The organism is Stenotrophomonas maltophilia group sp. Smal32, assembly GCF_030237085.1.
GTDB lineage: Bacteria > Pseudomonadota > Gammaproteobacteria > Xanthomonadales > Xanthomonadaceae > Stenotrophomonas > Stenotrophomonas maltophilia_Q.
Window position 1 is genome coordinate 75,536 of record NZ_JASJSI010000002.1, and the last position, 20,455, is coordinate 95,990.

A 20,455-nucleotide genomic window follows, 5' to 3' on the forward strand; every position below is an offset into this window, starting at 1 on the left:
GCCGCGCATGATCCGCCGCCTGCACGACACCAACGACCTGGTGCGCGCATTCCCGCGCGTGCATTTCGTCGGCATCGGCGGCACCGGCATGAGCGGTATCGCCGAAGTGATGCTGACGCTGGGCTATGAAGTGTCCGGCTCGGACAACGCCGACAACGTGGCGACCCGCCGCCTGGCCAGCCTGGGTGCGCGCATCATGCGCGGCCACTCGGCGGCCAACGTGCTGGGCACCGACTGCGTGGTGGTCTCCAGCGCCATCCGCGAAGACAACCCGGAACTGATGGAAGCGCGCAGCCAGCGCATTCCGATCATGCCGCGCGCAGCGATGCTGGCCGAGCTGATGCGTTTCCGCCGTGGCATCGCCGTGGCCGGTACCCATGGCAAGACCACCACCACCAGCCTGACCGCTGCGGTGCTGAGCGAAGGGGGCCTGGACCCGACCTTCGTGATCGGTGGCCAGTTGCTGGCCGCCGGTGCCAACGCCAAGCTGGGCGGTGGGCAGTGGCTGGTGGCCGAGGCCGACGAAAGCGATGGCAGCTTCCTGCGCCTGAACCCGCTGATGTCGATCATCACCAACATCGATGCGGATCATCTGGAGAACTACGGCAACGACTTCGCCCGCGTGCAGGCCGCGTTCGCCGAGTTCCTGCAGCGCCTGCCGTTCTACGGCCTGGCGGTGCTGTGCATCGACGACCCGGAAGTGGCCGCACTGGCCGCCAAGACCCCGCGCCACGTGATGAGCTACGGCATGAGCCCGCAGGCGGATGTGCGCGCGGAGAACGTGGTGCAGGAAGGCTCGCGCATGCGCTTCACCCTGCGCCTGCCGCAGGGCACCAGCCAGGAAGTGGTGCTGGCGCTGCCGGGCAGGCACAACGTGCTGAACGCACTGGCCGCCGCCGCAGTGGGCTGGCAGCTGGGCGTGGCCCCGGATGCCATCGCACGCGCGCTGGAAGCATTTGCCGGTGTCGGCCGTCGCTTCAACGATCTGGGCGAAGTAACCACCGCCAGCGGTGCCAAGGTCCGCATCATCGATGACTACGGTCATCACCCGAGCGAGCTGGAAGCGGTGTTCGCCGCCGCCCGTGGAGGCTGGGCCGACAAGCGCCTGGTGGTGGCCTTCCAGCCGCACCGCTACAGCCGTACCCGCGACCAGTTCGACAAGTTCGCCGCCGTGCTGTCCAGCGTCGATGCACTGGTGCTGAGCGAGGTCTACCCGGCCGGTGAGGAACCGATTGCCGGTGCCGATTCGCACGCGCTGGCCCGTGCCATCCGCGCGCGCGGCCGCAGCGAGCCGGTGGTGGTGGGCAAGGCTGCCGAACTGGCCAGCGTGCTGCCGGACGTGCTGCAGGACGGTGACCTGCTGCTGATGATGGGGGCGGGCGATATTGGTGCCGTCGCGAGCCATATCGCCGTGGAAGGTTTCAAGGCGGAGGGTGAAGCGTGAGCACGCTGACCTTCCCGCCGCTGCGCGTGACCGACCCGGCCGTGTTCGGCCGCGTCGCCGTGCTGCTGGGCGGCAGTTCCAGCGAGCGCGAAGTGTCGTTGGACTCCGGCCGCAACGTGTTGGAAGCGCTGCAGTCGCGCGGCATCGATGCGTTCGCCGTGGACGGCATCCCGGCGCTGGCCAAGGCGCTGGCCGCTGGCGGCATCGACCGCGTGTTCAACATCCTGCACGGCCACAACGGTGGCGGTGAGGACGGCATCGTGCAGGGCCTGATGGACGCCTTCGGCGTGCCGTACACCGGTTCGGACGTGCTGGGCTCGGCGCTGAGCATGGACAAGATCCGCACCAAGCAGGTGTGGCTGTCGCTGGGCCTGCCGACCCCGCAGTACCGGAAGGTCGACGCGTCCAACGTGCATCGGCTGGCGGCCGAACTGGGCCTGCCGGTGGTGGTGAAGCCGGCCAACGAAGGTTCAAGCGTAGGCATCAGCCGGGTGACCGATGATGCCGGTCTGGATGAGGCCGTGGCGCTGGCCGCGCGCTACGACGGCCAGTTGCTGATGGAGCAGATGGTGGTCGGCGACGAACTGACCGTTGCCATCCTCGGCGACGTCGCGCTGCCGTCGATCCGCATCGTGCCCAAGGGCCAGTGGTACGACTACAACGCCAAGTACATCGCCGAGGACACCCAGTACCTGTGCCCGGGCCTGGACGGTGAGGACGAAGAAGAAATCCGGCGCATCGCGCTGGCCGCGTTCCGCGCTGCCGGTTGCCGTGGCTGGGGCCGCGTGGATGTCATGCGTGATCGCAGCAGCGGCCGCTTCTTCCTGCTGGAAGTGAACACCGCGCCGGGCATGACCAGCCATTCGCTGGTACCCAAGGCGGCCGGCCAGGCCGGCATCAGCTTCGAAGAGCTGGTGTGGCGCGTGCTGGAACAGACCCTGGAGGCCTCGCACGCATGAACGCGGTGCTGCGCATCTTCGTCTGGCTGTTGGCGCTGTCGGTGGTTGCACTGCCGGTGGTGGCCGTGGTCAATGGCTGGGTCGGCGCCGAGCGCTGGCCGCTGGCGAAGCTGCGCGTGCATGGTGAGTTCAAGCGTGTACCGGCCGAGCAGCTGCAGCAGGTACTGCTGCCGTATGCGCGCGCCGGGTTCTTCGCGGTCAAGCTGCAGGATGCCCAGGACGCACTGGAAAAGCTGCCGTGGGTGGAAAGCGCGCGGGTACGCAAGCAGTGGCCGGATGTGCTGGAAGTGACCCTGGTCGAGCACAAGCCATTCGCGCGCTGGGGCAGCGATCGCCTGGTCTCCGAGCAGGGCAAGCTGTTCCCCACGCCGAAGAAGCTGGCCGACCTGGCGCTGCCGGAACTGGACGGTCCGGACAGCCAGACCGAAGAAGTGATGAAGCTGTACAGCGACTCGCGTGCATTGTTCGCACCCGCCGGCGTCGATGTGCGCCGGGTGACGATGGATGCACGCGGCAGCTGGTCGCTGGTGCTGAGCAACGGCACCGAAGTGGTGGTGGGCCGTGACGACGCGCGCTCGCGCATGCAGCGCTTCGTCAAGGTGCTGCCGCAGCTGAACCGCCAGGACGCGCCGATCGAGCGCGCCGACCTCCGTTACACCAATGGTTTCACGCTGAGCTGGGGTACCCCGGCCACGCCGGCGAAAACGCCGGCGACCCCGGCCAGCAGGACGCAGGAAAGGACATGAATCGCAAGGGTGACAAATCGCTGATCGTTGGCCTGGACATCGGCACCTCCAAGGTGGTGGCGCTGGTGGGTGAGTATTCGCCGGGCAACCCGATCGAAGTGATCGGCATCGGCTCGCACGAGTCGCGCGGTTTGAAGCGCGGCGTGGTGGTGGACATCGAATCGACCGTGCAGTCGATCCAGCGCGCGGTGGAAGAAGCCGAGCTGATGGCCGGCTGCGAGATCCGCTCGGTGTACGCCTCGATCTCCGGCAACCACGTGCAGTGCAAGAACTCGCCGGGCATCGTGCCGATCCGCGACGGGGAAGTGACCTGGGGCGACCTGGATCGCGTGCTCGATGCGGCCAAGGCGGTGGCGATCCCGGCCGACCAGAAGATCCTGCATGCGATCCCGCGCGAGTACGTGCTGGACGACTCGCAGGAAGGCATCCGCAACCCGGTCGGCATGACCGGCGTGCGCCTGGAGGTGCATGCGCACCTGGTGGTGTGCGCACAGTCGGCCGCGGCGAACATCAGCAAGTGCGTGCAGCGCTGCGGCCTGCAGGTGGACGACCTGGTGCTGTCCTCGCTGGCCTCAAGCGTGGCGGTGCTGACCGCCGACGAGCGCGAGCTGGGCGTGGTGCTGGTCGACATGGGCGCCGGCACCACCGATATCGCCGTGTTCGTGCAGGGCGCGATCTGCCACACCGCCTCGCTGCCGATCGCTGGCGACCACGTGACCAACGACATCGCGCACATGCTGCGCACGCCGACCCCGGAAGCCGAGCAGATCAAGGTGCGCTACGCCTGCGCCCTGGCCCAGCTGGCTACCGCCGAGGAAAGCATCCAGGTGCCGTCGGTGGGCGACCGCCCGCCGCGCCGCATGCCGCGCCATTCGCTGGCGCAGGCGGTGCAGGGCCGTTACGAGGAAATCTTCGAGATGGTGCAGGCCGAACTGCGCCGCTCCGGCTTCGAGGAACTGGTGCGTGCCGGCATGGTGCTGACCGGTGGCGCTTCGAAGATGGAAGGCGTGGTCGAGCTGGCCGAGGAAATGCTGCAGATGCCGGTGCGCGTGGGCATCCCGCAGCACGTCACCGGGCTGGGCGAAGTGGTGGGCAACCCGGTGCATGCCACCGGCGTGGGCCTGCTGTTGATGGGCAGCCAGATCGAGCACCCGCGGCGGCCGTCGCTGCCGACCGGGCGCGCCGGAAGCATGTTCAAGAAACTCAAGACCTGGTTCCGCGGCGAGTTCTGACGCCGAACCCGTAAACCCGGGCCTGGCCCGGTCGCAGTACCCGCAGTACCCGCATCACAACGCAACACCGGCAACACACAACCCACACAGCCGCAACGTCGGCATGCAGCAGGACGGCAGGACGCCCGAATGCCCATGCCAGCCAAAGCGGATACAACGAGGACACGGACATGGCGCATTTTGAACTGATCGAAAAGATGGCACCCAATGCGGTGATCAAGGTGGTTGGCGTGGGCGGCGGCGGCGGCAATGCCGTGGCGCACATGGTCAACTCGGCAGTGGATGGCGTGGAATTCATCACCGCCAACACCGACTCGCAGGCCATCAAGAATTGCGGTGCCAAGCTGCAGCTGCAGCTGGGTACCAACGTGACCAAGGGCCTGGGCGCAGGCGCGAACCCGGAAGTCGGCCGCCAGGCCGCGCTGGAAGACCGTGAGCGCATCATGGACGCCCTGCAGGGTGCGGACATGGTGTTCATCACCGCCGGCATGGGCGGCGGCACCGGCACCGGTGCTGCACCGGTGGTGGCGCAGCTGGCCAAGGAAATGGGCATCCTGACCGTGGCCGTGGTCACCAAGCCGTTCCCGTTCGAAGGCCGTCGCCGCATGCAGGTGGCGCTGAAGGGCATCGAGGAACTGAGCCAGCACTGCGACTCGCTGATCACCATCCCGAACGAGAAGCTGATCACCGTGCTGGGCCGCAACGCGACCATGATCCAGGCCTTCCGTGCCGCCAACGACGTGCTGCAGGGCGCCGTGCAGGGCATCGCCGACCTGATCGTGCGTCCGGGCCTGATCAACGTCGACTTCGCCGACGTGCGCACCGTCATGTCCGAAATGGGCCTGGCGATGATGGGTACCGGCACCGCCCGTGGCGATGACCGCGCCCAGGCCGCGGCCGAATCGGCCATCCAGAACCCGCTGCTGGACGATGTGAACCTGGCCGGTGCCAACGGCATCCTGGTCAACATCACCGCTGGCGCCGACTTCACCATGGCCGAGTTCGACGAGATCGGCCGCACCATCGACGGCTTTGCTTCGGAAGACGCCACCGTCGTGGTCGGCACCGTGCTCGACCCGGACATGCAGGACGAAGTGCGCGTGACCGTGGTTGCCACCGGCCTGAACCGCGTGTCGGCCAGCAAGACCCAGCGTCCGGGCGAACGTGCGCCGATCAAGCTGGTGCGCAACGCCACCACCGGCCAGCCGGAATTCGGCGACTTCGACAACGGCGGCGACGCCGTGTCCAAGGCCGTGGGCGGCATGGGCCTGGGCCTGCGTCGTGCCAGCAGCGACACCGCTTCCGCTTCTGCGCCGTCGGCTCCGGCCGCTTCGGCTCCGGCGGCCGCTGAACTGCCCAACGATTACCTGGACATCCCGGCGTTCCTGCGCCGCCAGGCGGACTAAGCGGGGCGGCCCGGGGTTGTCCTCCCCGGGTTGCGCCACCATGTCCTGAAAACGCGGGCGCCGGGCCAGGATGGGCCCGGCCGCCACGCTTCATGTGCGTCCCATTGGCGCGCCGGTGTGTCCTGCCTGCCTTTCAGCCGGGGTAGGGGACCGTGCGTGTTAATCTAATGTGTCACTTCCGGTCCATCCCCCATGATCCAGCAACGCACCCTCAAGAACACGATCCGCGCCACTGGCGTTGGCCTGCACAGCGGTGACAAGGTCTACATGACCCTGCGCCCGGCACCGGTCAACCATGGCATCGTGTTCCGCCGCGTGGACCTGGACCCGGTCGTGGAAGTGCCGGCCAAGGCCGAGCTGGTCACCGAAGTGACCCTGTGCACCGGCCTGACCTGCAACGACGCCAAGATCCAGACCGTCGAACACCTGATGTCGGCACTGGCCGGCCTGGGTGTGGACAACATCATCGTCGAACTGTCTTCGGCCGAGCTGCCGATCATGGACGGTTCGGCCGGCCCGTTCGTGTTCCTGCTGCAGTCGGCGGGCATCGTGGAACAGGATGCGCCCAAGCGCTTCATTCGCGTGCTGAAGACCGTGGAAGTGACCGAGGGTGACAAGGTGGCCCGCTTCACCCCCTATGAGGGCTACAAGCTGGGCTTCACCATCCAGTTCGACCACCCGATGATCCCGGCCAAGCAGTCGCGCCAGGAAATCGAGTTCTCGACGCTGGCCTATACCAAGGAAATCTCCCGCGCGCGCACCTTCGGCTTCATGCGCGACCTGGAATACATGCGTGAGCGCAACCTGGGCCTGGGCGGTTCGATGGACAACGCCATCGTGCTGGACGAGTTCCGCGTGCTCAACGAAGACGGCCTGCGCTACGCCGACGAATTCGTGCGCCACAAGATCCTCGACGCGATCGGCGACCTCTATCTGGCCGGTGGCCAGGTGCTGGGCGCCTACGAGGGCTTCAAGTCCGGCCATGCGCTCAACAACAAGCTGGTGCGGGCACTGATGGCCGACGCCACCGCCTGGGAATGGGTCAGCTTCGACTCGCCGGCCACGCCGGATCCGGTCGAGTACGCCACGCCGGCCTACGCCTGATTCCTGCAGGCTGTTGAATTTAAAGACAAAAGCGCCGCCCGGAAGGGCGGCGTTGTCGTTTCCGCAACCCACATCGCATTCAGCATGCTTGACGGCCATCAAGGCCGGTTCGAGGTCACGGTTTTGTGAACCTGTTGGATCGGAAGCCTGAATTTAACGCGGTTTTAACAACAATCTAACGACAGGCCCCCGGATGGCAGCTAGGATGCGACCCGGCCCCCGAAATGTTTCACGCCGTGGTGACACGCGCGACGGGGAGCGGAGCCGGATGCTCCGTTGTCGTCAGGACCGCTTCTTCGGCTTCGAAGGAACGTCCTGCAGGCAAGCCAAGGCGTCGCGTAGCCCTTTGTGCGTGGCGGCTGAAACTGCGTGGGGGCCATTCCGGTTGTCGATCGCTGGGGAGCGTGAGGGAGTGGTGGACGCAGTCTTGATGGTCACCCTGGTGGCCTTCAGCCCGATGGAACGGGCCGCGTCGAGCAACTGGGCTTCGGCAAGCCGCAACTTGGCATGCCAGACCGGGGACTCGACGAGAAAAACGAGGTGTTCCCCGTCCACATTGGCCAGCCGGCAACGGCTGCGCAGAGCTGGCGGCAACTGGGGGCGCAACTGACGGTCCAGCGCGTCGAGCCACAAGGCACGCCGCAGCGGGTTCCCGCTTTTGTCCGCCATCACCGCATCCAGCGCCGGCTTCGGCACTGACGCGGGGCGAACGCTGGATTTCGGCTCAGACATGAAAACTCACTGATGGCATTCAAAAAGATCGTAATCAAAACGCGTGAAGGACAGGCCAAGTCGTCGCCGATCGCGCGTTTGCGGTTCTATTTCGAGGACCGCCCCCGTGCCCTGCTGGGCAGCGTGCTCGGGGTAGGCTGCATTATCGGCCTTGCTGGCGGCATTGGCGCCAGCGCGCTGAATGATTCCCGGCTGCAGGCCAAGGTCGAGCGCCAGGATGCGGAACTGGCCAAGGTCAAGCGCGATGCGCAGACCCAGGTCAACGCACTGGCGGCCCGCCTCGGCGAGCTGCAGGCGCAGGCCACCCGCCTGAACGCCCTGGGCGAACGGCTGACCCAGATGGGCAAGCTGGAAGACGGCGAATTCGACTTCAACGAGACCCCCGGCCTCGGTGATGGCGATGCCGGCGGCCCGACCAGCGACATCCCGGTCAAGGACGTCAACGCCGACTTACAGGTGCTGGAGCAGCGCTTCGCTGCTTCAGGCCGCCAGTTGTCGGTGATGGAATCGCTGATGTTCGACCACCAGCTGCAGCAGAACGCCGTGCCCTCGCGCATGCCGATCCGCAACAGCTACGTGACCTCCGGCTTCGGCACCCGCGCCGACCCGTTCGGCCGCGGTGCCGCCACCCACAAGGGCATGGACTTCCACGCCAGGGTCGGTGACCCGGTGATGGCCGTGGCCGAGGGCGTGGTCAGCTTCGCCGGTGTGAAGGGCGGCTACGGCAACGTGGTCGACGTCGACCACGGTAATGGCTACGTCACCCGCTACGCGCACAATTCGCGCCTGGTGGTGAAGGCCGGTGACCTGGTCCGTGCGGGCCAGGAAGTGGCCAAGGCCGGTTCCACCGGCCGTTCGACCGGCGCCCACGTGCACTTCGAGGTGTGGGAGAACGGCAACGTGGTCAACCCGCGCAAGTTCCTCGGCGACGGCGGCAACACGCCGGTCGGGCGCATCAGCCGCGGTTGATCCCAGGCCTGGGGTCAGAGCCCATTCGCCATGGCGAATGGGATCCGACCCCGATCCCGCACGGGGTCGGATCCCTTCCGCAGCGCGGAAGGGCCCTGACCCCATCGCCAAAGGGTTGAAACCTCAGCCGCCCGTCCCAAGCTACAATGGGTGTTGCCATCGACAGGGCGCCAGGCGCCCTGTTTCGTTTGCGGCGGACGGATCCCAAGGGGGAGGCCGGGCGTCGTGTCCATCCAACCCGGTTCCTTCAATGATCAACAGCCTGCTTACCCGCGTATTTGGCAGTCGTAACGAACGACAGCTGCGCCAGCTCAACCGCATCGTCGCCAAGATCAATGCGCTGGAGCCGGAGATCGAGAAGCTTTCCGACGAGCAGCTTCAGGCCAAGACGCCGGAGTTCAAGCAGCGCATCGCCGACGGTGAAGCCCTGGACAAGGTGCTGCCGGAAGCCTTCGCGGTCTGCCGCGAAGCCGGCCGCCGCGTGCTGGGCATGCGCCACTACGACGTGCAGCTGATCGGCGGCATGGTGCTTCACCTGGGCAAGATCGCAGAAATGCGCACCGGTGAAGGCAAGACCCTGGTGGCGACCCTGCCGGTGTACCTCAACGCGCTGGAAGGCAAGGGCGTGCACGTGGTCACCGTGAACGACTACCTGGCCCGCCGCGACGCCGCGCAGATGGGCAAGCTGTACAACTGGCTGGGCCTGAGCGTGGGCGTGGTCTACCCGGGCATGCCGCACAGCGACAAGCGCGAAGCCTATGCCGCCGACATCACCTACGGCACCAACAACGAATTCGGTTTCGACTACCTGCGCGACAACATGGCGCTGTCCAAGGCCGACCGCTACCAGCGCGGCCTGCACTACGCCATCGTCGACGAAGTCGACTCCATCCTGATCGACGAAGCGCGTACCCCGCTGATCATCTCCGGCCCGGCCGATGACTCCCCGGAGCTGTACATCCGCGTCAACCGCGTCGTGCCGAACCTGGTCAAGCAGGAAGCGGAAGACGGCGAAGGCGACTTCTGGGTCGACGAGAAGGGCAAGCAGGTGCACCTGTCCGAAGCGGGCATGGAGCACGCCGAGCAGCTGCTGGTCGAAGCCGGCATCCTCGATGGCGAGACTGAAGGCCTGTACGCGGCGCAGAACCTGACCGTCGTGCACCACCTCAATGCCGCGCTGCGCGCGCACGCCATCTACCAGCGTGACGTGGACTACATCGTGCGCGACGGCGAAGTGGTCATCGTCGACGAATTCACCGGCCGTACCCTGGCCGGCCGCCGCTGGTCCGACGGCCTGCACCAGGCGGTGGAGGCGAAGGAAGGCGTGCCGGTCCAGCGCGAGAACCAGACGCTGGCCAGCATCACCTTCCAGAACCTGTTCCGCATGTACAAGAAGCTGTCCGGCATGACCGGTACGGCCGATACCGAAGCGTTCGAATTCCAGAGCATCTACGGCCTGGAAGTGGTGGTGATCCCGACCAACCGCCCGACCATCCGCAAGGACAGCCCGGACCAGGTCTTCCTCAACCGCAAGGGCAAGTTCAACGCGGTGCTGGCCGACATCGAAGAGTGCGCCAAGCGCGGCCAGCCGGTGCTGGTGGGTACCACCTCGATCGAAACCTCGGAAATGCTGTCCGAGCACCTGAGCAAGGCCGGCGTGAAGCACGAGGTGCTCAACGCCAAGCAGCACGACCGCGAAGCGACCATTGTCGCCAATGCCGGTCGTCCGGCCGCCGTGACCATCGCCACCAACATGGCCGGTCGTGGTACCGACATCGTGCTGGGTGGTTCGCTGGAAGCCGAGATCCACGCCCTGGGCGAGGACGCGACCGACGAGCAGAAGGCCGCGGTCAAGGCCGAATGGCAGAAGCGCCACGATGCGGTGAAGGCTGCTGGCGGCCTGCACATCGTCGGTACCGAGCGCCACGAGTCGCGCCGTATCGACAACCAGCTGCGTGGCCGTTCGGGCCGCCAGGGTGACCCGGGTTCGTCGCGCTTCTACCTGTCGCTGGAAGACAACCTGATGCGCATCTTCGCCTCCGACTGGGTGCAGAAGGCCATGCGCATGATGGGCATGAAGGAAGACGACGTCATCGAGGACCGCCTGGTCAGCCGCCAGATCGAAAAGGCGCAGCGCAAGGTCGAGGCCCACAACTTCGACATCCGCAAGAACCTGCTGGACTTCGACGACGTCAACAATGACCAGCGCAAGGTGATCTACGCCCAGCGCGACGAGCTGCTGGATGCCGAGTCGGTGAAGGCCAACGTCGACGGCATCCGCGATGACGTGATCTTCGATGTGGTCGCCCGCTTCGTGCCGCCGAACTCGATCGACGAGCAGTGGGACCTGCGCGGCCTGGAAGCGACCCTAGAGTCGGACTTCGGCCTGCAGATGTCGCTGACCGGCCTGGTCAAGGAACACGAGGAACTGGACGCCGAAGCCATCGCCGCCAAGGTGCAGGAACGCGTGAACCAGCACTTCGCCGAGAAGGAAGCCGGCGTGGGCGAAGAGACCATGCGTGCGCTGGAGAAGCACGTGATGCTGACCGTGCTGGACCAGAGCTGGAAGGAGCACCTGGCCCGCATGGATTACCTGCGCCAGGGTATCTACCTGCGTGGTTATGCGCAGAAGCAGCCGAAGCAGGAATACAAGAAGGAAGCCTTCGAGCTGTTCTCGGACATGCTGGAAAACGTCAAGCGCGAAGTGGTGACCCTGCTGTCGCGCGTGCGCATCCGCAGCGACGAGGAAGTGCAGGCGCTGGAAGCGGCCGAGCGCCAGCAGGTGGAAGCCCGCCTGCGCCAGTCGCAGTTCCAGCACCAGGACATGGGTGGCTACAGCGCCGACGAGGAAGCCGCGCAGGTACAGGCCGCCCAGCAGGGCGTGGCGCAGCTGCAGCGCGACGAGCCGAAGATCGGCCGCAATGATCCGTGCCCGTGCGGCAGTGGCAAGAAGTACAAGCACTGCCACGGCCAGCTGAGCTGATCCCGAAGAGCCCCGCGAAAGCGGGGCTTTTCTTTTGCGGCGCATGATCCTGGCCAGATCCGAGATTGCGCGGGCCGCCCTGTTCTGGGCATGCTTCCCCCATGCCTTCCCCCACCCGATCGATCCATGTCGTGGCCGCCGTCATCACCGACGCGCGTGGCCGCGTGCTGCTCAACCGCCGAACCGAGAACCGCGACATGGCCGGCCTGTGGGAGTTCCCGGGCGGCAAGCGCGAATCCGGGGAGACCTCCGAACAGGCGCTGGTGCGCGAGCTGCGCGAAGAACTGGGCATCGAGGCCGATGTCGGCGAGTGGCTGATGGACGTGCCGCAGCGCTACCCGGACAAGCACCTGACCCTGGAAGTGCGCCATGTGCGCAGCTGGAAGGGCACGCCACGCGGGCGCGAGGGCCAGGCGATCACCTGGGTGGCACCGGACAAGCTGGGCCGCTATTCGATGCCGCCGGCTGATCTGCCGGTGGTGGCCGCCCTGCGCCAGCCCGACCGCTACCTGATCACCCCGGCGCCTGCCGACAATGATGGCGGCGTGCAGCACTGGCATGAGCAGCTGCAGCGTGCGGTAGCGGGTGGCCAGCAGCGCATCCAGCTGCGCCTGCCGCCGGCGCATCCGCAGCGGCAGGCGATGGTCGAGCAGGCTGTGCGTGTGCATCGCCGCAGCGGCGTGCAGTGGCTGCTCAACCGCGATATCGAACTGGCGCGTGCGTTGGGCGTGGGCGTACACCTGGGCAGCGAACAGCTGCTGGAACTGTCGCAGCGTCCACTCCCCGGTGGCCAGCTGGTGGCCGCATCCTGCCACGACCTGCAGCAGCTGCAGGCCGCACAGCAGCTGGGCTGCGACTTCGCGGTGCTTGGCCCGGTGCAGGCCACCGCCAGCCATCCCGATGCCTCGCCGCTGGGTTGGGATGCCTTTGCCGAACTGCGCGCGCAGGTATCGCTGCCGATCTACGCCCTGGGCGGCATGGGCAGCGGCCACATCACCGAAGCACGTCGCCACGGCGCGCAGGGCATCGCCGCCATTCGTGGGTTGTGGCCGGCGTGAACCGGCACGCGGGGTCGGATCCCTGCGCAGCAGGGCTCTGACCCCATCGCGGCAATCCGGGGTCAGAGCCCTTTCCACTGGAAAGGGATCCGACCCCTCCCGATCACAACGTGATCCAGAAACACCCGTACTGCCGCCGCAATCCCAGCACCGTCGAGGCGCGCGCAACGCTGCCCGGCAACGTCTGCTCCAGGCGCAGGCCGACCGGATGCCGCGCGGCCGGCGGCTCAGGGTCGGACCCCTGCGCAGCAGGGCTCTGACCCTCCTCCGGCACTGCGATCTGGTCCTGCCGCGGATACACCGGCACCACGTCCACCAGCGGCCGCCGTGCCAGCGATTCCAGTTGGCCGAGAATGCGCTGCGCCCCCGCGTCGGACACCGCACCCCACAGGTACAGCGAAGAGAGCCGGTTCACATCGTTGCTGAGGATGCCGTTGCGCAATGCGTCCACGAGCTCGCTCAGCCGGCGTGGGCAGCGCGCACCCAATGTGTCGCGCGGTGCGGTGTTGCCGGTGGGGGCGGGCGGCGGCAGCCGTGACCGTGCGCCCACGCTGTCACAGGGGCGGTCGGTGTAGACGCTCTGGCCCTGCACATCGGTGCAGCGGTTCAGGCGCGGGGACTGCGCATGGGCAACAGGGGCCATCGCGCACAGCGGCAACAGCACCAGCAGGAGGGAAAGGCGGATCATCCAGAAAGGGTAGCGCTGATCAGGTCCGCATGGCGTGCTTTCAGCCCCGCAGCAGTTTCAGCACTGAAGTGGTCGGCTTGGCCAAGTTCAAGGTGTAGAAATGCAGGCCGGGTGCGCCGCCTTCGATCAGGCGCTGGCACAGCCGGGCCACCACTTCGGTGCCGAATGCACGCACCGATTCGGCGTCATCGCCGTAGGCCTGCATCTTGCGGCTGATCCAGCGCGGAATTTCCGCGCCGCACTGTTCGGAGAAGCGGCGCAGCTGGCTGAAGTTGGCGATCGGCATGATGCCCGGCGTGATCGGCACCTGCACGCCGAGCCGGCGCACTTCATCGACGAAGTGGAAGTAGGCATCCGGGTTGAAGAAGTACTGGGTGATCGCCGCATCGGCACCGGCATCGATCTTGGCTTTGAAGTGCTTCAGGTCGGCCAGCGCATCGCTCGCCTGCGGGTGCGTCTCCGGATACGCGCCCACTTCGATGTGGAACGCATCGCCGTGCTCGGCGCGGATGAAGGCGATCAGCTCGGCGGCATAACGCATGTCGCCGGGGAAGCCCATGCCCGAGGGCAGGTCACCGCGCAGCGCGACCAGGCGGCGGCAGCCGATGGCACGGTACAGCTTGAGCAGCTCGCGGATTTCCTGGCGGGTGCCGCCGACACAGGACAGGTGCGGCGCGGCATCGAAGCCGTGATGCTGGTTGAGGTGGCGCACGGTCTCGGAGGTATAGCTCAGGGTTGAGCCACCGGCGCCGAAGGTACACGACACGTATTGGGGATCGTAGTCCTTCAGCTTGGCCGCGGCACGGTCCAGCTGGCTGCGCTGTTCGTCGGTCTTGGGCGGATAGAACTCGAAGCTGATGGCGGTCATGGCGCGGGCGGCGGCGGTTGGTGTGGAGCAGTATATCTCTCCATCAAGATGGATGTTTGATGGTCGCGTGAGGGCCCGCCAGCCTCAGCCTGCGACCGTTCGCCCCGCCGTTCGGCCGCTGCTCCGAAATCGCAACCGGTATGTGTCGGCCGGGCCCACGCTGTTCCCATCCCGGCAACACCCACCCGATGAAGGAGCAGACGATGAAGATCTTCCTGGCACTCTGGTACGCAATGAAGGCGCTGGCCCGGTTGGCGATGATCGGCATGGCGATGGCCGTGCTTGGCTCCGGTTCGGCCCATGCGGCGGCCGCCACAGGCACCGGCAAGGTGCAGGTCGAGGTGGTCGGCAAGGGCCGTCCGCTGCTGATGATTCCCGGTCTCAACAGCAGCGCCGAGGTCTGGCGCGAGACCTGCCTGGCGCTGAAGGACGTGCAGTGCCATCTGGCGCAGCTGCCGGGCTTTGCCGGCGCCACGCCCGCCGACCCGCGCCCGGCCGACTTCCTGCCGGCGATGCGTGGGCAGCTGCTGGCCTACCTGCATGACCGGCAGCTGGGCCCGGTGGTGGTGGTCGGGCACAGCCTGGGCGGCCTGCTGGGCCTGCAGATGGCGCAGGCCCAGCCGAAGGCGGTCAGCGCCCTGGTGGTGGTTGATGCATTGCCGTTCCTACCGGCGGCGCGCGACCCGAACGCCACCGCGAACAGCGTGCGGCCGATGGCCGACCAGCTGCGCAAGGGCATGCTCGCCGCCGACGCCGCGCAATGGCAGGCACAGTTGAAGGCGGGCCTGCCGGGCATGACCCGCGATCCGCAGCGGCAGGCCGAGCTGGGCGGCTGGGGCGAGAGCAGTGATCGCCAGACCACCGCCGACGCCATGCACGCGGTGATGACCACCGACCTGCGTGACAGCATCGCCTCGATCAGCGCGCCGACGCTGGTGCTGGGCAGCTGGGCCGGCTACCAGCCGATGGGGGGTACCGAGGAAAGCACCCGCGCCGTATTCCAGGCCCAGTACGCGAAACTGCAGGGCGTGCAGGTCGCGATGAGCGCGCAGGGGTTCCACTTCCTGATGTGGGATGATCCGCGCTGGCTGCAGGAGCAGGTGCAGGCCTTCCTCGACCGCCACCCCTGAGTTTCAACACGTCTCGGAATGGACATGCGGGATTCCTCTTCGTCGGTACGCTTCTGGCTGCTCAATGCACTGGTGTGGGCGCTCTACGGCGCTGCGGGCCTTGGCTTGCGGCATGCCTATCTCGCCGACGCCGGAAGTGCCGGTGTACTGATCACGGTCGGCCTGGCGGTGACCCTGTTCGGGTGCAGCGGCGGCATCCGCGCCTTGGCCCTGCGCGCCGGCTGGTGGTCGCGCGGTACCGTCGGGTTGCTGCTGCGACTGGCGCTGTCAGTGGCCGTGGGGGCCGCGCTGGCGCAGGCGTTGGTGAACATCGCGCTGCACGCAGCGCTGGCTTGGGGATGGGTAGGCATCGGGCGCCAGGTGGCCGACTTCAGCCCCAAGGCGCTGCTGCTCTACTGGTACACCACGGCGGTGATGCTGGCACTGTGGACCGCACTCTGGGCGAGCCTGCACAGCCTTCGCCGCATTCGCGGTGCCGAACTGGCGCGCCTGCGTGCCGAAGCCGAACGCAGTGCGCTGGAACGTGATGCGCTGCGTGCGCGGCTCAATCCGCACTTCATGTTCAATGCGCTGAACAATCTGCGCGCGCTGATCCTGGAGGATCCCGAACGCGCGCGCGACATGGTCACGCGGTTGTCGCGGACGCTGCGCCAGGCGCTGGCGCACAATCGCAGCGAGCAGGTCACGCTGGCCGAAGAACTGGCGGTGGTGGATGACTATCTGGCGATCGAGGGCATCCACTTCGAGCAGCGCCTGCAGGTAGCTCGGCACATCGATGCCGACGCCCTGCAGGCGCAGTTGCCGGCGATGGCGCTGCAGTTGCTGGTGGAAAATGCGATCAAGCACGGCATCGCCAGTCGTCCCGGCGGTGGCGGGATAGAGATCCGGGCCACGTTGGACGACGACGTGTTGCGCCTTCAGGTGGACAACCCGCTGGGCAACGCCAGCGAGCCCACCCACGGGCATGGTGTGGGTCTGGCCTATCTGCGTGCGCAGCTCGGTTCGCGTGGCCGTTTCACCCTGCAGCCGGTCGGCGACCGCATGCAGGCCCTGCTGGAGATTCCGCAATGAGTCGCGTACTGCGCGTGTTGATCGTCGATGATGCACGGTTGGCGCGGCAGGAGCTTCGCACGCTGTTGTCGGCGTTGCCCTGGGTGCAGTGCGTGGGCGAAGCCGACGATGTGCCCGCCGCGCGCGAGGCGATCGCCACGCTGGCGCCGGACCTGGTGCTGCTGGACGTGCAGATGCCCTCCGGCAGCGGTTTCGATGTGCTGGACGGTCTGGAAACGGTGCCGGCGGTGGTGTTCGTCACCGCCTACGACACCTATGCCGTGCGCGCGTTCCAGGCCAACGCGCTGGACTACCTGGTGAAGCCGGTGGAGGCGCCGCGGTTGCTCGAGGCGCTGGAGCGGGCACGTCAGCGCGAAGTGGCTTCAGCCGAGGCGCCAGAGTCGCGCGGCACGCTGGGCGCGCAGGACCAGGTGTTCGTGCGCGAGGGCGAACGCTGCTGGTTCGTCGCGGTCTCTGAGATCCGCCGGCTGGTGGTGGATGGCAACTACACGCGGCTGTGGTTCCGTGACCAGAACGCCTTGCTGACCCGCAGCCTGAGCGCGCTGGAAGCACGCCTGCCGCAGGATCTGTTCTTCCGTGCCAACCGCAACACCCTGGTCAACCTGCGCCGCATCCGTGGCGTGACGCCAAGCATTGCCGATGGCTACGACCTGACGCTGGACGACGGTAGTGAAGTGGACGTGTCGCGGCGGCAGGCGCGGGAACTGCGCGAGCGGATGGCGTTGTAGCGGTCGCTACAGCTCGGCGCTGACCGGGCTGGTGAGGAAGCCCCACAGCAGGCGTGCCATCATTGCTGGAGAACGCGCCTGCGAACGCGCATACACCAGCAACGCATCCAGCCGCGGGCGGTCGTAGAGATGGCCGGCCAGCAGCACCGCGTGGATGCGACGGGTGTTTGCGCTGTCCTGCAGCGGGTCGCCATCGAGGAGGACCAGATCGGCGGCCTTGCCGACCTCGACGCTGCCATGTGATGCCTGCAGCTGCAGATGGCGCGCGGCCTGCAGCGTGGCGGCACGCAGTACGTCGGCCCGGCTCATGCCGGCATGCCGCAGCCACTGCAGTTCATCGTGGTAGCGGAAGCCGCCCAGTCCGGTATCGGTGCCGACCAGCACGGTGACGCCGGCACGATGCGCGGCGCCGGTGAGCGCCAAGCCATGCGCGAAGTAGGCCTTCAGCGCGTCTTCGCCGCGCAACCCGGGGTAGCGACTTGCGGTTGCCTCCAGGTCGTCACGCCAGGCCCAGCGTGACAGTGGATCCAGGTAGGCCAGGCGTGGATCGTTGATGAAGGCGGGATCGCGTGCGCGCGCATCCTCCTCCCGGGTGACATGGGTCGGCACGAATGCTGCGCCGCTGGCCTGCATCAGGCCGAACGCTTCGTCGCAGAGCGCGGGCTGATGACCACTGACCATCCGTTCGGCCAGAGCGGTCGGGTCGTCGCCGTCGAGGGTGCCACCACGCCAGGCGGCTGCATGGTCGAAGCAATGCCGCACGAACAGATGGGCATGTTCGAAGCTGCGCTGGCCTGCCTGTACCGCGTCTTCCAGAGGCACCGCCCTTGGCAGGTGACCAACCAGTGGACGGTGAAGCTGCCGTGCTTCGGTGGCCAGCCGCTGGTAGGTATCCGCACGCAGCCGGTTGTAGACCTTCAGCGCGTGGACACCACGCGCGCTGTACGTGCGTGCCCGCAACGCGGCAGCCTCCGGCGAGAGCGACGGGTCCTCGAAATAGAAGCTGGCGACCTGTACGAAGCGTGGTGCGGCCTGTTGCCCTGCGATGGCCTGCCCGGTCCAGCGGCGCTTGTCGGCCACGCAGGCGATCAGCGGGTCGGTAGCCTGCGGGCAGTCCATCATGTCGCGGGTGCCGGTAATGCCATTGGCCAGCATCAGCGGGAACTGCAGTTGCGGTGACAGCTGCAGTGCATGGGTATGCATGTCCCAGAAGCCCGGCACCAGCCAGCGGCCGCCGGCATCGAGGATAGGCAGCGTCGTGTCGTGTGCATCATTGCCGATGGCGGTGATGATGCCGTTGCGCAGGGTGACGCTGGTCGGCTCGCCGGCAATGCCGTTGTGCACGTCCACCACCCGTACGTTGACGATCACGCGGCTGTTGCCGGGTTCGGGTAGCGGCGGTGCCGACAGTGGCCAGAGCAGGGCAGAGGCGAACAGCAATGGCGGCGCCAGCAGGAGGATGGCCAGTACGATCGGCCACCGCCGACGGCGGGCGGAACGGGGCAACGCGCGTGCTGCATCCATGAGCCGGCGATCCTTGTAATGGGTCGTCCGCAGGGTGCTGCAAGCTGGACGCGGGCGCCAGTGACCATCGGCATCCGGCCCGGCCTTCCTCCGTGGCGGTTACCCTGTGCGGTGGAACCCCTGATCACGCCCTGCCATGTCCATCGTCCTCACCGACTTCGCCCGTCCCCGCCTGTTCCCGCGCGTGCCGCGCGGCAACACCATCCAGGACTGCACTGCCGAGCAGTTCGAAGCCCACCTCAACGCGCATGCGCCGCTGAAGGTGCTCGATGGCTACGCACCCTTCTGCAAGCTGTTCGTCTACGAGAACTGGACCAGCACGCGCTGCCTGACGGTGCCGATCACCGAGGCCAACCGCCACCAGCTGCGCAGTGGCTACGAGGCGCGCAATCGTGACGAGCTGCCGGTGCTGGTGCGCTGGTTCGAAGGCGTGGAGTCCCCGCGTGCAAACTATCTGGTGGTGATCCTGTACAGCGCCGAGCAGCTGGCGAAGGAAGGTTCACCGATCGAAGCCGACTGGGGCATTGTCGGCTGCATCTACACCGCGGAACCGGAAGAAGTGCCGATGGCGCCGATCACGATGATGCGCAATGCGCTGGGGGTGGAGGAGGGCGGATCCGGCGTGCCGCTGGACCGCGAGGCCTACCGGCGCTCGGTCGCGTTCTGGGAGAGCAACGCCAACTGGCGGCCGTGATTGCGGGGGATGCACATCCACGCGGAGGGTCAGTAGAGCCACGCCATGCGTGGCTGCTTCACCGGCCGCTGGTCTTCCACTCCCACCACGGGTAGTGATACTCGCGGTCGATGGCCTGCCAGTGCTGGCCGCACTGGGTGCAGGCAACGGTATGGCAATCGCCCCAACCATCCTCGGCCTCCTGCAACGAGATCAGCTGCACCTGCCCTTGTTCGATCAGGCGACGCGGATCGAAGAACGGGTAGCCGGGATTGAGCACACACAGGCAGCCCTCGCGTGCCTGCCAGTAGCGCAATCGTTGCAGTGCGGCCTTGAGGTGGGCCTGGTTGCTGATCAGCATGCCGCCGAGCGCGATGCCTTGGCAGTGCTGTTCGATCAGGTCCGTATGCGCGGCCAATGCATCCAGCGAGGACGCGGTGAACAGCCGTGAGACCGTACGGGCGGCATCGGTGATGCGCTTGCCGTCGCGCGACAGCAGGTCCTGCAGCAACACGTCAGCCTGGGCATCCTCAAGCCGGAGCGACGGCGTTGCGGACCACGGCCAGCGCATCAACGCACCTTTCCGATTGCCGCGTAGTGGCCGGCGGTCAGCCGCAGCAGATCGGTGGGTGCCAGTTCGACTTCCAGCCCACGGCGTCCGGCGCTGACATGCAGTGCGGGCAGCGCTTCGGCACTGGCATCCAGGAACGTGCGCAGGCGCTTCTTCTGCCCGAGTGGGCTGATGCCACCGACCAGGTAACCGGTCGCGCGCTGTGCGGCATCGGCGGCGGCCATCTCGCACTTCTTGCAGCCGGCCGCTTCGGCCAATGCCTTCAGGTCCAGCTGACCGGCTACCGGCACGATCGCCACCAGCAGTTCGTGCGCCTCGGTGCTGGCCAGCAGGGTCTTGAACACCTGGGCCGGGTCGAGGCCGAGCTTGTCGACGGCTTCGCCGCCATACGATTCGGCGTGGGCGTCGTGCACATAGCTGCGCACGGTGTGGGCGATCTTCTCGCGCTTGAGGAGGTTGATGGCCGGGGTCATGGGGGCATCGTAGCGCGTGCGGAACGTGGTGCCTTGACCGAGGCTACTGGGTGGATGGGTGATATGCGGTGGCACGCCAACGCAGAACGGGCGCCC

General features: G+C 67.0%; 18 protein-coding genes and 1 pseudogene. 13 read left to right on the top strand and 6 right to left on the bottom strand.

Annotated features, from left to right (window positions below; translation table 11 throughout):
* The first annotated feature begins 7 nt into the window (after window positions 1-7).
* The 6 genes and pseudogenes from murC (at window position 8) to lpxC (ending at window position 6,891) form a co-directional block, all read left to right on the top strand.
* Entirely contained in the window at window positions 8-1,444 is a 1,437-nt protein-coding gene (gene murC, locus QRO91_RS00845; RefSeq protein ID WP_049428901.1) for a UDP-N-acetylmuramate--L-alanine ligase, read from the top strand.
* A complete protein-coding gene (locus tag QRO91_RS00850) occupies window positions 1,441-2,403 on the top strand; it encodes a D-alanine--D-alanine ligase (protein ID WP_049428900.1) in 963 nt (320 codons plus the stop codon). Before murC ends, QRO91_RS00850 begins: the two co-directional genes overlap by 4 nt.
* A pseudogene (locus QRO91_RS00855) lies at window positions 2,400-3,077 on the top strand (cell division protein FtsQ/DivIB); the annotation flags it as partial. The gene QRO91_RS00850 and the pseudogene QRO91_RS00855, both read left to right, overlap by 4 nt.
* Window positions 3,078-3,145: 68 nt before the next feature.
* The gene (ftsA, locus tag QRO91_RS00860; protein ID WP_005408083.1) at window positions 3,146-4,381 is read left to right on the top strand and encodes a cell division protein FtsA; all 1,236 of its coding nucleotides are present in this window, start codon (window positions 3,146-3,148) and stop codon (window positions 4,379-4,381) included.
* A gap of 170 nt (window positions 4,382-4,551) precedes the next feature.
* On the top strand, window positions 4,552-5,787 hold the full coding sequence (gene ftsZ, locus QRO91_RS00865; RefSeq protein ID WP_049428898.1) for a cell division protein FtsZ: 1,236 nt from the start codon (window positions 4,552-4,554) through the stop codon (window positions 5,785-5,787).
* 192 nt (window positions 5,788-5,979) lie between these two features.
* Window positions 5,980-6,891 (top strand): UDP-3-O-acyl-N-acetylglucosamine deacetylase, encoded by a 912-nt coding sequence (gene lpxC, locus QRO91_RS00870; protein ID WP_004143722.1) that lies wholly within the window; start codon window positions 5,980-5,982, stop codon window positions 6,889-6,891.
* 282 nt (window positions 6,892-7,173) lie between these two features.
* Here lpxC and QRO91_RS00875 read toward each other — a convergent pair whose 3' ends face one another.
* On the bottom strand, window positions 7,174-7,623 hold the full coding sequence (locus QRO91_RS00875) for a DUF721 domain-containing protein (RefSeq protein WP_197619757.1): 450 nt from the start codon (window positions 7,621-7,623) through the stop codon (window positions 7,174-7,176).
* 12 nt (window positions 7,624-7,635) lie between these two features.
* Between QRO91_RS00875 and QRO91_RS00880 the strand changes: the two genes are divergently transcribed.
* The 3 genes from QRO91_RS00880 (at window position 7,636) to QRO91_RS00890 (ending at window position 12,633) form a co-directional block, all read left to right on the top strand.
* Window positions 7,636-8,592 (top strand): M23 family metallopeptidase, encoded by a 957-nt coding sequence (locus tag QRO91_RS00880; protein ID WP_049428897.1) that lies wholly within the window; start codon window positions 7,636-7,638, stop codon window positions 8,590-8,592.
* 250 nt (window positions 8,593-8,842) lie between these two features.
* A complete protein-coding gene (secA, locus tag QRO91_RS00885) occupies window positions 8,843-11,575 on the top strand; it encodes a preprotein translocase subunit SecA (RefSeq protein ID WP_049428896.1) in 2,733 nt (910 codons plus the stop codon).
* A gap of 101 nt (window positions 11,576-11,676) precedes the next feature.
* On the top strand, window positions 11,677-12,633 hold the full coding sequence (locus QRO91_RS00890) for a Nudix family hydrolase (RefSeq protein ID WP_049428895.1): 957 nt from the start codon (window positions 11,677-11,679) through the stop codon (window positions 12,631-12,633).
* Between the two features lie 103 nt (window positions 12,634-12,736).
* Here the strand turns inward: QRO91_RS00890 and QRO91_RS00895 are convergent, their stop codons facing one another.
* Complete coding sequence (locus tag QRO91_RS00895; RefSeq protein WP_049428894.1) at window positions 12,737-13,321, bottom strand: DUF4124 domain-containing protein; 585 nt, start codon at window positions 13,319-13,321, stop codon at window positions 12,737-12,739.
* 40 nt (window positions 13,322-13,361) lie between these two features.
* Window positions 13,362-14,189, bottom strand: a complete 828-nt coding sequence (metF, locus tag QRO91_RS00900; RefSeq protein WP_049428893.1) for a methylenetetrahydrofolate reductase [NAD(P)H] — start codon at window positions 14,187-14,189, stop codon at window positions 13,362-13,364.
* A gap of 203 nt (window positions 14,190-14,392) precedes the next feature.
* Between metF and QRO91_RS00905 the strand changes: the two genes are divergently transcribed.
* Genes QRO91_RS00905 through QRO91_RS00915 form a run of 3 tightly spaced genes read left to right on the top strand, consistent with a single transcriptional unit; the run spans window position 14,393 to window position 17,118 of the window.
* The gene (locus QRO91_RS00905; RefSeq protein WP_049428892.1) at window positions 14,393-15,319 is read left to right on the top strand and encodes an alpha/beta fold hydrolase; all 927 of its coding nucleotides are present in this window, start codon (window positions 14,393-14,395) and stop codon (window positions 15,317-15,319) included.
* A 24-nt stretch (window positions 15,320-15,343) separates the two neighbouring features.
* The gene (locus tag QRO91_RS00910; RefSeq protein WP_049428921.1) at window positions 15,344-16,390 is read left to right on the top strand and encodes a sensor histidine kinase; all 1,047 of its coding nucleotides are present in this window, start codon (window positions 15,344-15,346) and stop codon (window positions 16,388-16,390) included.
* Entirely contained in the window at window positions 16,387-17,118 is a 732-nt protein-coding gene (locus QRO91_RS00915) for a LytTR family DNA-binding domain-containing protein (protein WP_049428891.1), read from the top strand. Before QRO91_RS00910 ends, QRO91_RS00915 begins: the two co-directional genes overlap by 4 nt.
* Window positions 17,119-17,124: 6 nt before the next feature.
* On the opposite strand, the gene QRO91_RS00920 is transcribed toward QRO91_RS00915, so the two are convergent.
* On the bottom strand, window positions 17,125-18,642 hold the full coding sequence (locus tag QRO91_RS00920; protein ID WP_197619764.1) for an amidohydrolase family protein: 1,518 nt from the start codon (window positions 18,640-18,642) through the stop codon (window positions 17,125-17,127).
* 136 nt (window positions 18,643-18,778) lie between these two features.
* Between QRO91_RS00920 and QRO91_RS00925 the strand changes: the two genes are divergently transcribed.
* Entirely contained in the window at window positions 18,779-19,336 is a 558-nt protein-coding gene (locus tag QRO91_RS00925; protein ID WP_100443767.1) for a DUF3228 family protein, read from the top strand.
* A gap of 58 nt (window positions 19,337-19,394) precedes the next feature.
* On the opposite strand, the gene QRO91_RS00930 is transcribed toward QRO91_RS00925, so the two are convergent.
* Window positions 19,395-19,886 (bottom strand): hypothetical protein, encoded by a 492-nt coding sequence (locus QRO91_RS00930; RefSeq protein ID WP_197619765.1) that lies wholly within the window; start codon window positions 19,884-19,886, stop codon window positions 19,395-19,397.
* Window positions 19,886-20,359 (bottom strand): Cys-tRNA(Pro) deacylase, encoded by a 474-nt coding sequence (gene ybaK / locus QRO91_RS00935; RefSeq protein WP_049428887.1) that lies wholly within the window; start codon window positions 20,357-20,359, stop codon window positions 19,886-19,888. Before ybaK ends, QRO91_RS00930 begins: the two co-directional genes overlap by 1 nt.
* Window positions 20,360-20,455: the final 96 nt, after the last annotated feature.

Bases quoted from the DNA above. Each gene is read 5' to 3' on its own strand.
- QRO91_RS00895 (WP_049428894.1), bottom strand. From the start codon at position 13,321: ATGATCCGCCTTTCCCTCCTGCTGGTGCTGTTGCCGCTGTGCGCGATG.
- QRO91_RS00915 (WP_049428891.1), top strand. From the start codon at position 16,387: ATGAGTCGCGTACTGCGCGTGTTGATCGTCGATGATGCACGGTTGGCG.
- QRO91_RS00905 (WP_049428892.1), top strand. From the start codon at position 14,393: ATGAAGATCTTCCTGGCACTCTGGTACGCAATGAAGGCGCTGGCCCGG.
- murC (WP_049428901.1), top strand. From the start codon at position 8: ATGATCCGCCGCCTGCACGACACCAACGACCTGGTGCGCGCATTCCCG.
- metF (WP_049428893.1), bottom strand. From the start codon at position 14,189: ATGACCGCCATCAGCTTCGAGTTCTATCCGCCCAAGACCGACGAACAG.
- ftsA (WP_005408083.1), top strand. From the start codon at position 3,146: ATGAATCGCAAGGGTGACAAATCGCTGATCGTTGGCCTGGACATCGGC.
- ftsZ (WP_049428898.1), top strand. From the start codon at position 4,552: ATGGCGCATTTTGAACTGATCGAAAAGATGGCACCCAATGCGGTGATC.
- QRO91_RS00890 (WP_049428895.1), top strand. From the start codon at position 11,677: ATGCCTTCCCCCACCCGATCGATCCATGTCGTGGCCGCCGTCATCACC.
- QRO91_RS00910 (WP_049428921.1), top strand. From the start codon at position 15,344: ATGCGGGATTCCTCTTCGTCGGTACGCTTCTGGCTGCTCAATGCACTG.
- secA (WP_049428896.1), top strand. From the start codon at position 8,843: ATGATCAACAGCCTGCTTACCCGCGTATTTGGCAGTCGTAACGAACGA.
- QRO91_RS00875 (WP_197619757.1), bottom strand. From the start codon at position 7,623: ATGTCTGAGCCGAAATCCAGCGTTCGCCCCGCGTCAGTGCCGAAGCCG.
- QRO91_RS00925 (WP_100443767.1), top strand. From the start codon at position 18,779: ATGTCCATCGTCCTCACCGACTTCGCCCGTCCCCGCCTGTTCCCGCGC.
- QRO91_RS00930 (WP_197619765.1), bottom strand. From the start codon at position 19,886: ATGCGCTGGCCGTGGTCCGCAACGCCGTCGCTCCGGCTTGAGGATGCC.
- QRO91_RS00920 (WP_197619764.1), bottom strand. From the start codon at position 18,642: ATGGATGCAGCACGCGCGTTGCCCCGTTCCGCCCGCCGTCGGCGGTGG.
- ybaK (WP_049428887.1), bottom strand. From the start codon at position 20,359: ATGACCCCGGCCATCAACCTCCTCAAGCGCGAGAAGATCGCCCACACC.
- lpxC (WP_004143722.1), top strand. From the start codon at position 5,980: ATGATCCAGCAACGCACCCTCAAGAACACGATCCGCGCCACTGGCGTT.
- QRO91_RS00880 (WP_049428897.1), top strand. From the start codon at position 7,636: ATGGCATTCAAAAAGATCGTAATCAAAACGCGTGAAGGACAGGCCAAG.